Annotated in this window: 12 protein-coding genes; 4 read left to right on the top strand and 8 right to left on the bottom strand. The window is 66.8% G+C overall.

The window, feature by feature from the left end:
- Positions 1 to 16: 16 nt before the first annotated feature.
- Positions 17 to 997: an agmatinase gene (speB, locus tag EB75_RS17320; RefSeq protein WP_073696577.1), complete on the bottom strand. Its 981-nt coding sequence runs from the start codon at positions 995 to 997 to the stop codon at positions 17 to 19.
- 88 nt (positions 998 to 1,085) lie between these two features.
- On the opposite strand from speB, the gene EB75_RS17325 reads away from it, so the two are divergent.
- A complete protein-coding gene (locus EB75_RS17325; protein WP_073696578.1) occupies positions 1,086 to 1,685 on the top strand; it encodes a helix-turn-helix domain-containing protein in 600 nt (199 codons plus the stop codon).
- Here the strand turns inward: EB75_RS17325 and EB75_RS17330 are convergent, their stop codons facing one another.
- The gene (locus EB75_RS17330) at positions 1,686 to 3,089 is read right to left on the bottom strand and encodes a purine-cytosine permease family protein (RefSeq protein WP_073696579.1); all 1,404 of its coding nucleotides are present in this window, start codon (positions 3,087 to 3,089) and stop codon (positions 1,686 to 1,688) included. It lies immediately after the preceding gene.
- A gap of 216 nt (positions 3,090 to 3,305) precedes the next feature.
- On the opposite strand from EB75_RS17330, the gene EB75_RS17335 reads away from it, so the two are divergent.
- From EB75_RS17335 to EB75_RS17345, 3 genes are read left to right on the top strand one after another with little or no spacing between them, the layout of a single operon-like run.
- Positions 3,306 to 4,703, top strand: a complete 1,398-nt coding sequence (locus EB75_RS17335; protein WP_073696580.1) for an amino acid permease — start codon at positions 3,306 to 3,308, stop codon at positions 4,701 to 4,703.
- Positions 4,704 to 5,498 carry a carbon-nitrogen hydrolase family protein gene (locus EB75_RS17340; protein ID WP_073696581.1) on the top strand — a complete coding sequence of 265 codons (795 nt, stop codon included), beginning with the start codon at positions 4,704 to 4,706 and terminating at the stop codon, positions 5,496 to 5,498.
- The gene (locus tag EB75_RS17345; protein ID WP_073696582.1) at positions 5,495 to 7,210 is read left to right on the top strand and encodes a flavin monoamine oxidase family protein; all 1,716 of its coding nucleotides are present in this window, start codon (positions 5,495 to 5,497) and stop codon (positions 7,208 to 7,210) included. The genes EB75_RS17340 and EB75_RS17345 overlap by 4 nt, the downstream gene beginning before the upstream one ends.
- A gap of 112 nt (positions 7,211 to 7,322) precedes the next feature.
- Here EB75_RS17345 and EB75_RS17350 read toward each other — a convergent pair whose 3' ends face one another.
- The 6 genes from EB75_RS17350 to EB75_RS17375 all read right to left on the bottom strand — a co-directional run bounded on the left by EB75_RS17350 (position 7,323) and on the right by EB75_RS17375 (position 12,420).
- The gene (locus EB75_RS17350) at positions 7,323 to 7,514 is read right to left on the bottom strand and encodes a helix-turn-helix domain-containing protein (RefSeq protein ID WP_073696583.1); all 192 of its coding nucleotides are present in this window, start codon (positions 7,512 to 7,514) and stop codon (positions 7,323 to 7,325) included.
- A 97-nt stretch (positions 7,515 to 7,611) separates the two neighbouring features.
- Positions 7,612 to 9,237: an ABC-F family ATP-binding cassette domain-containing protein gene (locus EB75_RS17355; RefSeq protein ID WP_073696584.1), complete on the bottom strand. Its 1,626-nt coding sequence runs from the start codon at positions 9,235 to 9,237 to the stop codon at positions 7,612 to 7,614.
- A 30-nt stretch (positions 9,238 to 9,267) separates the two neighbouring features.
- Positions 9,268 to 10,098, bottom strand: coding sequence for an enoyl-CoA hydratase (locus EB75_RS17360; protein ID WP_073696585.1), 831 nt, complete (start codon positions 10,096 to 10,098; stop codon positions 9,268 to 9,270).
- 44 nt (positions 10,099 to 10,142) lie between these two features.
- Positions 10,143 to 10,508, bottom strand: a complete 366-nt coding sequence (trxA, locus tag EB75_RS17365; RefSeq protein ID WP_073696586.1) for a thioredoxin — start codon at positions 10,506 to 10,508, stop codon at positions 10,143 to 10,145.
- Between the two features lie 65 nt (positions 10,509 to 10,573).
- Positions 10,574 to 11,674: an NADH:flavin oxidoreductase gene (locus tag EB75_RS17370; RefSeq protein WP_073696587.1), complete on the bottom strand. Its 1,101-nt coding sequence runs from the start codon at positions 11,672 to 11,674 to the stop codon at positions 10,574 to 10,576.
- A 59-nt stretch (positions 11,675 to 11,733) separates the two neighbouring features.
- Positions 11,734 to 12,420 (bottom strand): DUF8548 family protein, encoded by a 687-nt coding sequence (locus EB75_RS17375; protein ID WP_073696588.1) that lies wholly within the window; start codon positions 12,418 to 12,420, stop codon positions 11,734 to 11,736.
- Position 12,421: the final 1 nt, after the last annotated feature.

Raw genomic sequence — 12,421 nt, forward strand, 5'->3', positions numbered from 1 at the left:
TTGATCGTCGTCCGGCTCAGCGGTTCGCGCTCATCACCGACAACAGCTCGTAGCCGACGTGCGCGGCCGCGATGCCCGTCATCTCCGCGTGGTCGTAGGCCGGCGACACCTCCACGATGTCGGCGCCGACGACGTTCAGGCCGGTCAGCGAACGCAGCGAATGCAGCAGTTCGCGCGACGTCAGGCCGCCGGCCTCGGGCGTCCCGGTCCCGGGCGCATGCGCCGGGTCCAGCACGTCGATGTCGACCGACACGTAGACGGGACCACCAGCGAGTCGCTTGACCATGCGCTCCCGCACACTCTGCAAACCGTCGATCTGGTAGTCGTCGGAGCGGATCACCTGGAAGCCGAGGATCGCGTCGTCCTCAAGGTCCTTCTTGCTGTACAGCGGGCCACGGATGCCCATGTGCAGCGAGCGCTCCATGTCGATGAGGCCCTCTTCGCTGGCCCGGCGGAACGGGGTGCCGTGCGTGTACGCCGCCCCGAAGTAGGTGTCCCAGGTGTCGAGGTGCGCGTCGAAGTGCAGCACGGCGATGGGGCCGTGGTCGCGGTGCAGTGAGCGCAGGATCGGCAGCGCGATGGTGTGGTCGCCGCCGAGGGTCAGGACGGCGCTGCCGTCCTTGCGCAGCGCGGTCACCTCGGTGTCGATGGTCTCGATGGCCTCGTTGATGTTGAACGGGTTGACCCCGATGTCACCGGCGTCCGCGACCTGCTGATTGGCGAACGGCGAAACGTCCAGCGCCTGGTTGTAGGGCCGCAGCAGTTTGGAGGCCGCGCGGATGTGGCCGGGGCCGAAGCGGGCGCCCGGACGGTAGGACACCCCAGTGTCGAACGGGACGCCCAGAATCGTCACATCGGGCGACGACACCTGATCCAGGCGCGGCACCCGCGCGAAAGTCGTCGGTTCGGCGTAGCGCGGGAAGCGACTCGCATCGACCTGGCCGACGATCTCGCGTCCGTCTGGTGCGGTGGTCTTGATGTACCGGTCGAAACTCATCGGCTCTCCAAAGTCGTGGCGTGTGGCTTGGGTCTCATTGTTTCCCGCAGTAGAATCATTGTCAATCTTTGTTTCCTAGGAGGAAATCGTGGGCGGTTCACCGGCAACGCAACTGACCATCGCCGCACGCTTGAAGGCCGCGCGCAGCGCCAAGCGCATGACGCTGGACGAACTCGCCGCCGCCAGCGGCGTGACCAAGGGCTACCTGTCGAAGGTCGAGCGCGGGCAGTCCAACGCGTCCGTCGCCGCGCTCATCCGCATCTGCGAGTCACTCGACCTGCAGGTCGGCTCCCTCTTCGAGGAAACCCCCGTCGGCGAGGTCGTCCGGGCCGGCGAGTACCCGCCCATCGAATTCGGCGGCACCAAGATGACCGAGTTCCAGCTGACGCCGAGCAATGAACGGCGCTTCCAGGTGCTGATGAGCGAGATCCAGCCCGGTGGCGGCAGCGGCACCGACACCTACTCGCTGCCGGCCGAGGTCGAATTCGCCATGGTCATCGAAGGCCGGCTGCACATCGATTTCGTCGAGGGCAATGGCAGTCGCATCACGCTCGAGGCGGGCGACGCACTGACCTTCGACGCGGACCGCCCGCACGCTTTCCATGCCGACGCACACATGGGCGCGAAAGTGTTGTGGGTCCTGACGCCGGCGCTCGCGCACCGGCGCCTGGCCGAGGCCGCCGAGTAGCTAGGCGACGCTCAGCTCCGCGCGGCTCCGTTCGATGGCGGCATGCTCGTCACTCAGGTCGACGTCGCGGGTCAGGACGTAGTACGCCAGGCCCGATACCGCCAGGCCGACGATGAACGAGATATCCACTCCCCCAAGCACCTTGGCGATGGGTCCCTCGTAGAAGTGCAGCGAGATGAACGGCACCATCGACACCATGCCGACGATGTACGCCGCCAGTCCGCGCCACGACCACCGACCGTAGATCCCGTCCGGCCGGAAGATGTCGACGATCGAATAGTGCCCACGGCGGACGAAATAGAAATCGACGAGGTTGACCGCCGTCCATGGAATCAGGAAGTACAGCATCAACAGCACGAAAGTGTTGAACGACTCGAGGTAGCCCTCGGGCAGCGACAACGCCACCACGAACGCGATGAACGACGTCAGCGCGATGCCGAGCACCCGCAGCCGGATGGTCGGCGTGATGGGACGGAACGCGTCGAGGGCGCTCATGCTCGTCAGGCTCGCGCCGTAGGCGTTGACCGACATGATGGTCACGAGAGCAACCGACGACAACACGACAGTGAAAGTGCCGAAGCCAGGCAGCATTTGGTTGCCGACGGTCCGGATCGACGCGATGGCGTCAGGGGTCGGCAGCGCCGACGCCAGGATGGCACCGAACGACATCAGCCACACCGACGAGCCGGCGGCACCCAGATACGTCCACCAGATGACGTGCTTGGCCGAGGTGTTCTCCGGCAGGTACCGCGAGTAGTCGGACACGTACACCGCGTACGAGATCTGGTAGCCCGCCGCCGCGGCGAACTGCATCAAAAACACTGTCAGAGAGAACTTTCCGCCATCAGGAACGGCGGCGTTCAGATGCAGCGTCGACAGCGCGTACACGGTGAGGACACCGAAAACGACGATCAGCAGGTACGTGAGCCAGCGCTGGACCACCATCATCAGGTCGAAGCCGACGACGGCGATCACGATGGCGGCCACCATCAGCCCGAGGTACCAGACCCAGTTCGGGCCCGCGAAGACCGTCTTGAAGCCGTCCGTCGCAAGGATGGTGTTGAAGACGTTGAAACCGATGTAGACGAAGATGACGGCGATGAACGGGACGAGGGCGCCACGCGAACCGAACTGCGCACGAGACTGGATCATCTGCGGCAGGCCCATGGTCGGCCCCTGATTGGCGTGGAAGCACATGAAGAGCGTCCCGAAGCAGGCGCCCGCGACCGCGGCGAGCACCGACCATCCGGCAGCCAGACCGTTGGCCGGCCCGAGGAAGCCCGTGACCATGGTGGTCAACACGAAGTTCCCGGTGAACCAGAACGGCGCCTGGTGGTGCACCTTGCCCCGGCGTTCGTGGGTTGGAATCCAGTCGATGGACCGGGTCTCGATTGCGGCTGCCATGGCATCCCCTTTGATGTGGCTCAGATCACTGCCAACAGATTAGGCATCGGTGTCGCTCAAGGCAACTATTGTTTCCTAGGTCACTCCAGGTGTTGACAGATGGCAGTGACGTACCGCACTCTGTAACGCGAGTCACAAATCTCGTGGCGCGCCCTCCTCCCCACGGAGCTCCCCTTGGCCCTCATCCAGGCCCCCCGACCGGGCATTCTGCGCGCCATGAGCGCACAAAAGTCTGTTGACGACATCGTCGCCGCGAACGAAGAACCCGAAGGTCCCCACCTCAAGCGGTCGATGGGATTCATCCACCTGACCGCGCTGTCCATCGGCGCCACGCTCGGCACCGGAATCTTCGTCATCCTCGGCGCGGCCGTACCGAAAGCCGGTCCGGCAGTCCTCATTTCGTTCATCCTCGCCGCCGTCACCGCGCTGTTCTCGGCGCTGTCCTACGCCGAGCTCGCCGGTACCATCCCCGTCTCCGGCAGCTCGTACTCCTACGCCTACGCGACCATGGGCGAGTTCTGGGCCTGGGTGTGCGGCTGGTGTCTGATGCTCGAGTACGGCGTGTCCGTCGCGGCCGTCGCCGTCGGCTGGGGCGGCTATATCAACACGCTGCTGCACCAGTTGTTCGGTATCGAACTTCCCGCCGCCATCACCGGCGCGCCCGGCGAAGGTGGCGTCATCAACCTGCCGGCCATCGCGATCGTGGTGCTCGCCTCGATCCTGCTGCTGCGGGGCGCATCCGAATCCGCCGTCGTCAACACCGCGATGGTGATCCTCAAGTGCGTCGTCCTGGTGTTCTTCTGCGCCGTCGCCTTCACCGCCTTCAAGGCCGGCAACCTCACGCCGTTCATGCCGCTGGGCTTCATGGGTGTCTCCGCCGCCGCGTCCCAGGTCTTCTTCTCCTACATCGGCTTCGACGCGGCATCCACCGCAGGCAACGAGGCCAAGAACCCGAAGCGGGACCTGCCACGCGCCATCATGGCCTCGCTGTTGATCGTCACCGTCCTGTACCTCGCGGTCGCGCTGGCCGCACTGGGTGCCATGAGCTGGACCAAGTTCAGTGCCGACGAAGGTGCCACCCTGGCCGTCGCACTCAGCGGCATCACCACCAGCAACGTGCCGGCCATCATCCTGTCCATCGGCGCCGTCATCGCCATCGCGAGCGTCGTCCTCGCCGTCCAGTACGGACAGACCCGCATCCTCTACACCATGGCCGTCGACGGCCTGGTGCCCGGGCTGTTCGCCAAGATCAACCCGCGGACCTTCGTGCCGACGTGGAACATCGTCATCTGCGGTGTGGTCGTGTCGGCCCTGGCCGGTTTCGTCTCGCTGGGTGAACTGGCGAACGCCACCTCGATCGGCTGCCTGTTCGCCTTCGCCCTGGTCAACATCGCGGTCATCATCCTGCGGCGCACGCGCCCCGATCTGCACCGCACGTTCCGGCTGCGGCTGTTCCCGGTCGCGCCAGTGCTGGGTTTCCTCTTCTGCTGCTACCTGATGTGGGCACTGCCCGGCGCCACCTGGATCGCGTTCGGCATCTGGGGTGCCATCGGCCTCGCCGTCTACTTCGGCTACAGCATCCGCAAGTCGAAGCTGCGCGTGGACGCCGCGTAGATGCTCACCGTCGGCATGTTCCAAGGCCCGCAGGATTCCGGGACCGTCGCCGAGAACCTCGCCGCCATCGCAGCGGCGGCGAGGCGGGCGGCCGACGCCGGCTGCCGGATCGTCGTCACCCCGGAGATGTCCGTCACCGGCTACAACATCGGGGCCGCCGTCGCCGAGCGCGCCGAGCCGGCCGACGGTCCGATCTTCCGGGCCGTCCAGGACATCGCCCGCGAGACCGGAATCGCCGTGGTCTACGGGTATGCCGAGGAAGCGCCGAATAGGCCGTATAACGCCGTACAGGTCGTCGACCGCACCGGCCGATCCCTGGCGAACTACCGCAAGACCCACCTCTACGGCTTCGACCGGGACCTGTTCACCCCGGGCGAGCAGTGGGTCACGCAGTTCGAACTCGACGGGGTCACTTGCGGTCTGTTGATCTGCTACGACATCGAATTCCCCGAGAACGCGCGGGCCCACGCCGACGCGGGTACCGAATGGCTCGTCGTCCCGACCGGACTCATGGAGCCGTGGAGTTTCGTGGCGACGCACATCGTGCCCGCCCGCGCCTATGAAAGTCAGCTGTTCCTGTCCTACGTCAACCGCACCGGAGTCGAGAACGACCTCGAATACTGCGGCCTGAGTTGCACCATCGCGCCCGACACGACCGAACTGAGTCGCGCTGGTAAAGCCGAGCAACTGCTCATCACCCACATTGATCCCGCCGCGGTAACCGTGTCCCGCGCAGTCAACACCCATCTCGGCGATCGCCGCCGAGATCTCTACCAGGAGAACCAGATCCGATGACCGTCCCCCAGCCCATCGACGAGACACAGCTGTCGGACACCAGCGTGTCGGACAAGCCGATCACCATGTTCGGCCCCGACTTCCCCTTCCCCTACGACGACTACGTGTCATCGGCCGACGGCCTCGGTTCGATCCCCGCCGACCGCCACGGCACCGAGGTCGCCATCGTCGGCGGCGGCTGCGCCGGCATCACCGCCGCCTACGAGCTCATGAAGATGGGCCTGAAACCCGTTGTCTACGAAGCGGATCAGATCGGTGGCCGCATGCGGTCCATCCCGTTCGAACACGCTCCCGACGCGGTGGCCGAGATGGGTGCCATGCGGTTCCCGCCCACCTCGACGACCCTCTACGAGTACTTCGACAAGGTCGGCATCGAGACCTTCGAATTCCCGAACCCGCTCTCGGTCGCGGCGCCCAGCACCGTCGTCGACCTCAAGGGCCAGACGTACTACGCCGAGAAGCTCGCCGACCTGCCGCAGGCCTTCACCGACGTCGCCGACGCCTGGCGTAAGACGCTCGAGGACGGCGCCGACCTGCACGCGATCCAGAACGCCATCCGCGAGCGCGACACCCAGGCCCTGAAATCGGCGTGGGGCAAGCTCGTTCGCGAACTCGACGACGAGACGTTCTGGGGCTTCCTGACAAAGTCGCATCACTTCAAGTCGTTCGAGCTGCGGGAGATTTTCGGCAAGGTCGGTTTCGGCACCGGCGGGTGGGACACCGACTACCCGAGTTCGATGCTCGAAATCCTGCGGGTTGTGCTCACCGAGGCCGACGACAACCACAGGGGTATCGTCGGCGGCTCCCAGCAGCTTCCGCTGCGGCTGTGGCAGCGCTCGCCGCAGCGCCTCGCCCACTGGCCGGCCGGCACCTCACTCGAGTCACTGCACGGCGGCCGGACGCGCGCCGCGGTCACCGATATCCGGCGCACCCACCCGAACCGCTACACCATCACCGACGCCGACGGCCAGACCCGCACGTACGACGCCGTCATCGTCACCGCGCAATCGTGGATGCTGCTCAACAACATTCGCTGCGACGACGATCTGTTCCCGCCCAACGTGTGGTCAGCCATCGAGCAGACGCACTACATGGGTTCGTCGAAGGTGTTCGTGTTGGTCGACCGGCCGTTCTGGAAGGACAAGGATGCCGCCGGCCGCGACGTCATGTCGATGACACTGACCGACCGGATGAGCCGGGGCACCTACCTGCTGGATCAGGGCCTCGACGCCAATGGCAACGAGAAGCCGGGCGTCGTCTGCCTGTCGTACACCTGGGAGGACGACTCCCGGAAGATCGTGCCGCTCAGCGCGACCGAGCGCATGGACCTCATGCTCAAGTCGCTGCAGGCGATCTACCCGAACGTCGACATCCGCAGCCACATCATCGAGACGCCGAAGACGGTGTCGTGGGAGACCGAGCGCAACTTCATGGGTGCGTTCAAGGCGAACCTGCCCGGCCACTACCGGTACCAGGAGACGCTGTACACCCACTTCATGCAGCGGGACATCGATGAGCGGCACCGCGGCATCTACCTGGCCGGTGACGACATCTCGTGGACAGCGGGCTGGGCCGAAGGCGCCATCACCACGGCGCTCAACGCGGTGTGGGCCGTGATGGACCAGTTCGGCGGATCAACGTCGCCGAACAATCCGGGCCCGGGCGACGTCTTCGACGTCATCGCCCCGGTACGGCTCACGGACGAGATCTAGCGCCCGACAACGGTTTCCGCCTCCCGGGACCGTCTTGTGCGTACCCCCGCACGCGCAAGACGGCTCCGCGGGTCGCGGTAGACAGCCGAAAGCGGCTGGGCCGCAGGGGCGTTCAGGCGATCTTGCGGGTGTGGTTCGGGCCGCCGCGGCTGCGCATGACCGCGCCCGACTGCACCAGCATGCTGTGCACCGACCCATAGGATTTACCGGACATGGCCACCAACGACCGGATACTGGCGCCGCCCTCGTAGGCGCTGCGCAGCTGGGTCATCATCTGGTCGCGAGATGCCTTGGATTGCCTCATCGCCGATCCCCTGACTCTCCCCCCGGCGGTATGCCGGGCTGACGGAAATCAGCGTAAGAACAGCGGTCGCTCGGCGCGGGCGATTCGGTGAATCAGGTCAGGCCAATTCGATGAGATCGCGGTAGGTGTCCGACCAGAAGTCCTCGGTGGCATCCGGCAGCAGCAGGACCCGCTGCGGATTGAGCGCCTCGGCCGCACCCGGATCGTGCGTCACGAGCACCACCGAACCCGCGTAACTGCGCAGTGCGTCGAGCACCTGCTCGCGCGACGCCGGGTCCAGGTTGTTGGTCGGCTCGTCGAGCAGCAGCACGTTGGCGGTCGAGGCGACCAGGCCGGCCAGCGCCAGCCGGGTCTTCTCACCACCGGACAATGTGCCCGCTGGCTGTTCCAACTGCGGGCCCGTGAACATGAACGCGCCCAACAGGCCACGCAGATCCTGCTCGCCCGTGTCCGGCGCGGCGTGCCGGATGTTCTCCCACACCGTCGCCGCATTGTCGAGGGTGTCGTGCTCCTGCGCGAAGTAACCGATCTTGAGGCCGTAGCCCGGTTCGATACCGCCCGCGTCGGCCTTCTCCACACCGGCCAGCAGGCGCAGCAGCGTCGTCTTACCCGCGCCGTTGAGGCCCAGCACGACGACGCGCGAACCCCGGTCGATCGCCAGGTCCACGCCGGTGAAGATCTCCAGCGAGCCGTACGTCTTGGTCAGACCCTTGACGATGAGCGGTGTCTTGCCGCACGGCGCCGGGGTCGGGAACTTGATCTTGGCGACCTTGTCGGCCACCCGCTCGGCGTCGAGCTCGGCGATCATCCGCTCGGCACGACGCAACATGTTCTGTGCGGCAACGGCTTTGGTGGCCTTGGCGCCCATCTTGGCGGCCTGGGCCCGCAGCGCACCGGCCTTCTTCTCAGCGTTGGCGCGTTCCCGGCGGCGACGCTGCTCGTCGGTGGCCCGGGCGTCCAGGTACTTCTGCCAGCCCATGTTGTAGACGTCGGCCTCGCCGCGCACGGCGTCGAGGAACCACACGCGGTTCACCACGTCGGCGAGCAGTTCGACATCGTGGCTGATGACCACGAGCCCACCGGTGTGGCTCTGCAGGAACGTACGCAGCCAGCCGATGGAGTCGGCGTCGAGGTGGTTGGTCGGTTCGTCCAGCAGCAGCGTGGTGTTGGACCCGGAGCCCTCCGACGCGGCGAACAGGATGCGCGCCAGCTCGATGCGGCGACGCTGACCACCGGACAGGGTGCGCAGCGGCTGCGTCAGCACGCGATCCGGCAGGCCCAGGCTGGCGCAGATGCGGCCGGCGTCGCTCTCGGCAGCGTAGCCACCGAGCGCCGAAAACCGTTCCTCCAGAACGCCGTACCGGCGCACCGCCTTGTCGCGTGCGGCCTCGTCGACGACCTCGGCCATGATGGCCTGCTGCTTCTCCAGGTCCTTGAGCAAGGTATCCAGACCGCGGGCCGAAAGCACTCGGTCCCGGGCCAGGACGTCCAGATCGCCTTCCTTCGGATCCTGTGGCAGGTAACCGATCTCGCCGATCCGCTCGACCGAGCCCGCGTAGGGCTGGCCTTCCCCGGCCAGAATGCGCAGAGTGGTGGTCTTGCCGGCGCCGTTGCGGCCGACGAGCCCGATCCGGTCCCCCGGCTGGATCCGCAGCGCCGAACCCTCGAAGGCCAGCAGCGTGCGCGCTCCGGCGCGGACCTCCAGGTCCGTTGCGGTGATCACGCAGCTGCCTCCTTGACTGTCTGTGCCGGCCTATTTGTCGTCGGTGAAGACCGCGGGTCGCTTCTCGGCGCGCGCGACAACCGCCTCCTCGAAGTTGGCGGTGAGCAGTCGGATGAAGAGCTGACCCAGGCCTTCGGCCTGCATGTGGCTCTCCAGACTACCGGCGTCCAGTCCACTCCAGAGAGTCCGCTTGGTCAATTCAATTCCCGGGCGGGAGAACGAACCGATGCGCTCGGCCATCTCGAAGCAGGTTTGCAGCAGCTGCTCGTCGGCGACGGTCCGCGACACCAGACCGATCCGCTCGGCCTCCGCCGAGTCGATGTCCCGGCCGGTGAGCATCGCCTCGAACGCCCTCGAGGTGCCGACGGCCCGCGGCAGCAGATAGGACAGGCCCAACTCGCTGGCCGTCAGGCCGTTGTTGATGCCCGCAGCCCGGAAGTAGGCACCCGCGCCGGCGACCCGGATGTCACAGGCCAGCGCCAGGCAGAGGCCACCGCCGATCGCCGCTCCATTCACGGCCGCGATAACGGGTTGATGCAGCTTGCGCAGGGCGAGGATGACGTCGTCGAGCACTTCCATGGAGCGCAGCGCGAACGTCGGACGGGTCAGCCCCGCGACGTGAGGAACCGAGCCTGCCGACTTGTGGTCGGCACCCGACGAGAACCCCCGCCCAGCGCCGGTCAGGACGACCGCGCGGACGTCGTTGTCGTGGTTGATCTCCTCGAGCGCCGCCTTGAGCGGCACCATGACGTCGAACGCCATGGAGTTCATCCGCTCGGGACGGTTCAGGGTGACCAGCGCGACGCCGGGGCGCGGGTGGTCGACGAGTACCAGTGGGGTCTGTTCGCTCACGCCCTGCACGCTAGCGGGTGCGCAAAGTCACACCCGCCGGCAGTGCAGATTGCTCAGATGTCGGTGGTCGCGCTGTCGTCTGCCATCGCGGCGTCGATGTCGAACGCCTTGATCTGGCTGATGACCTCGTCGAGCTGGTTGGCCGCCAGCATGCCCGAGTGCCGGAAGACCAGCTGGCCCTTCTTGAACGCCATGAGGGTCGGGATGGCCTGGATCTCGGCGGCACTGGCCAGACCCTGTTCGGCCTCGGTGTCGACCTTGGCGTGGAAGACGTCGGGGTGCTTCTCGGACGATGCGGTGAACGTCGGGGCGAACGCCCGGCACGGCCCGCACCATGACGCCCAGAAGTCCACCAGCACGATGTCGTTGTCGCTGATGATGCCGTTGAATTCGGCGGCGGTGATGTCCTTGGTGCTCACGCTTCTCCCAACATTGCGGTGTACCTGCTTGTTCCCAGTATCTGGTCAGCTCAATCGTGGTCTGGTCAGCTCAATCGCGCCAGCGCAGTGGCCGCGTCGTAGCCATTGAACCCGTCCAGGGTGCCGGTGCGCAGGCGGTTCACCCAACCGGCGTCGGCGAGCAGCGCCCGGCCGATCGCGATCATGTCGAACTCGCCCGCGTCGAACTGCTCCACCAACTGGTCCACCGGTCCCGGTTCGATGATCTGGCCGGGCTTCTCGGACCGGAAGGCCGTCTGCAGGCCCACCGAACCGACGGCGATGACCGGGGTTCCGGTGACCTTCTTGGTCCAGCCGGCCAGCGTCAGGGCCGGGTCGACGTCGGGGAACGCCGGCACATAGTGCCGCCGTGTCGAGGGATGCAGGGCGTCCACACCGGCGTCGACCAGCGGCGCCAGCAGTTCCTGCAGCTGCATCGGATCGTCGACCAGCGTCGCGTTGTAATCGGTGCCCTTCCACTGCGAGAACCGGTAGATGATCGGGTAGTCCGGGCCGACCGCGGCACGCACGGCGGCGACCACCTCGGCCGGAAAACGGGTGCGGTTCTCTACCGAGCCGCCGTATTCGTCGGTACGCAAGTTCGTTCTTGTCCAGAGGAATTGGTCGAGCAGGTAGCCGTGCGCACCGTGCAGCTCGACGGCGTCGAAACCGACCTCCTTGGCATTTCGGGCGGCCTCGGCGTACCACTTCGCGACGGCGGGCAGCTCGGCGGCCGCCAAAGCGCGGCCGACCTGCTCGCCGTGGCCGTTGACGCCCGACGGGCTGACCGCGGCCACTCCGTCGCGGTCGCCGCGCTCGGCGCCCTGGTGCCACAGCTGGGCCGCGATGGTCGAGCCGTGCCGGTGCACGGCACTGGTGACGTTGCGCCAGCCGTCGAGCGCCGCGGCGCCGACAAGCGTCGGGATGTCCGGAGACCCGGCGGCCGACGGGTCACCCAGCCGCACGCCTTCGGTGATGATCAGGCCGACCCCACCGGCAGCCCGACGGGCGTAGTACTCCGCCACGTCGGGCCCCGGGACGCCTCCGGGCGACGCCTGCCTGGTCATGGGAGCCATGGCGAACCGATTGGGGACGGTCAGGCTCCGCAGGGCCAGCGGGGCAAAGAGTCCAGATGCATCAACGGTCATGAGGCTATGCAACACCGTCCCGGCATTCTGGATTCCTGCGGTGCCCGGTAACCGGTCAGTCAGGCGGACGACGGTAGCTCCTGCGCGCGTCGCGCTTCGAACCGCCAGATCGCCTGGCGCAGCGCATCGGCATTCCAGCCGGCCGAGTCCGCGACAGCGGCAAGTAGCCCCGCCACCTCTTCAGGACCGTCGGCACCGGCCTCGCGGGCGACGTATGCCACGACCGTCGGATCGGTGCCGGGCAGCTCCGCCAGCATCAGCAGGAAGCGCCAGGTGAACCCCGACCGTTGCCCCGGCACCGCGCACCACGCCCGTTTGGCCTCCTTCGCCAGCTCGGGGTCCGCGGCGATCACCCGCAGGTCCTCGGTGGTGCAGATCCCAAGCGCCACAAAGGCTTGCGCCACCTCGGTCAGCGCCACCGAGCGCAGCGGTGCGTCTTTCGCTGTGGACGTCGGCCGCCGGTTACCGATCTGGGCGGCCCACTGCTGCGGCCCGCCGAGCGCCTCGACATTGGCCAGCAGTTCCGGCGCACCGTCAGCGTCGGCGTCAGCGCCTTGCCCGGCCCGGTAGCTCCGATAGCGCTCGATGATCTTGTCGACGGTGAGGTGCCGGGCGCCCGTGACGTAGATGGCGTCAATGATGCAGAGCGCCAAGGAATCTGGATATCCCACGGGCATCGGCCATTCCGCCGGGTCTCCGAGATCGCGTTCGCACGCGGCCCGCAATCGATCGATGTCAGCGTTCATC

This window comes from Mycobacterium sp. ST-F2 (assembly GCF_001905655.1).
Classification (GTDB): domain Bacteria; phylum Actinomycetota; class Actinomycetes; order Mycobacteriales; family Mycobacteriaceae; genus Mycobacterium.

What these genes read in the sequence shown, in the direction of transcription:
- speB (WP_073696577.1), bottom strand. Translation starts at nt 997, where the DNA reads ATGAGTTTCGACCGGTACATCAAGACCACCGCACCAGACGGACGCGAG.
- EB75_RS17330 (WP_073696579.1), bottom strand. Translation starts at nt 3,089, where the DNA reads ATGGCAGCCGCAATCGAGACCCGGTCCATCGACTGGATTCCAACCCAC.
- EB75_RS17340 (WP_073696581.1), top strand. Translation starts at nt 4,704, where the DNA reads ATGCTCACCGTCGGCATGTTCCAAGGCCCGCAGGATTCCGGGACCGTC.
- EB75_RS17335 (WP_073696580.1), top strand. Translation starts at nt 3,306, where the DNA reads ATGAGCGCACAAAAGTCTGTTGACGACATCGTCGCCGCGAACGAAGAA.
- EB75_RS17345 (WP_073696582.1), top strand. Translation starts at nt 5,495, where the DNA reads ATGACCGTCCCCCAGCCCATCGACGAGACACAGCTGTCGGACACCAGC.
- EB75_RS17375 (WP_073696588.1), bottom strand. Translation starts at nt 12,420, where the DNA reads ATGAACGCTGACATCGATCGATTGCGGGCCGCGTGCGAACGCGATCTC.
- EB75_RS17370 (WP_073696587.1), bottom strand. Translation starts at nt 11,674, where the DNA reads ATGACCGTTGATGCATCTGGACTCTTTGCCCCGCTGGCCCTGCGGAGC.
- EB75_RS17350 (WP_073696583.1), bottom strand. Translation starts at nt 7,514, where the DNA reads ATGAGGCAATCCAAGGCATCTCGCGACCAGATGATGACCCAGCTGCGC.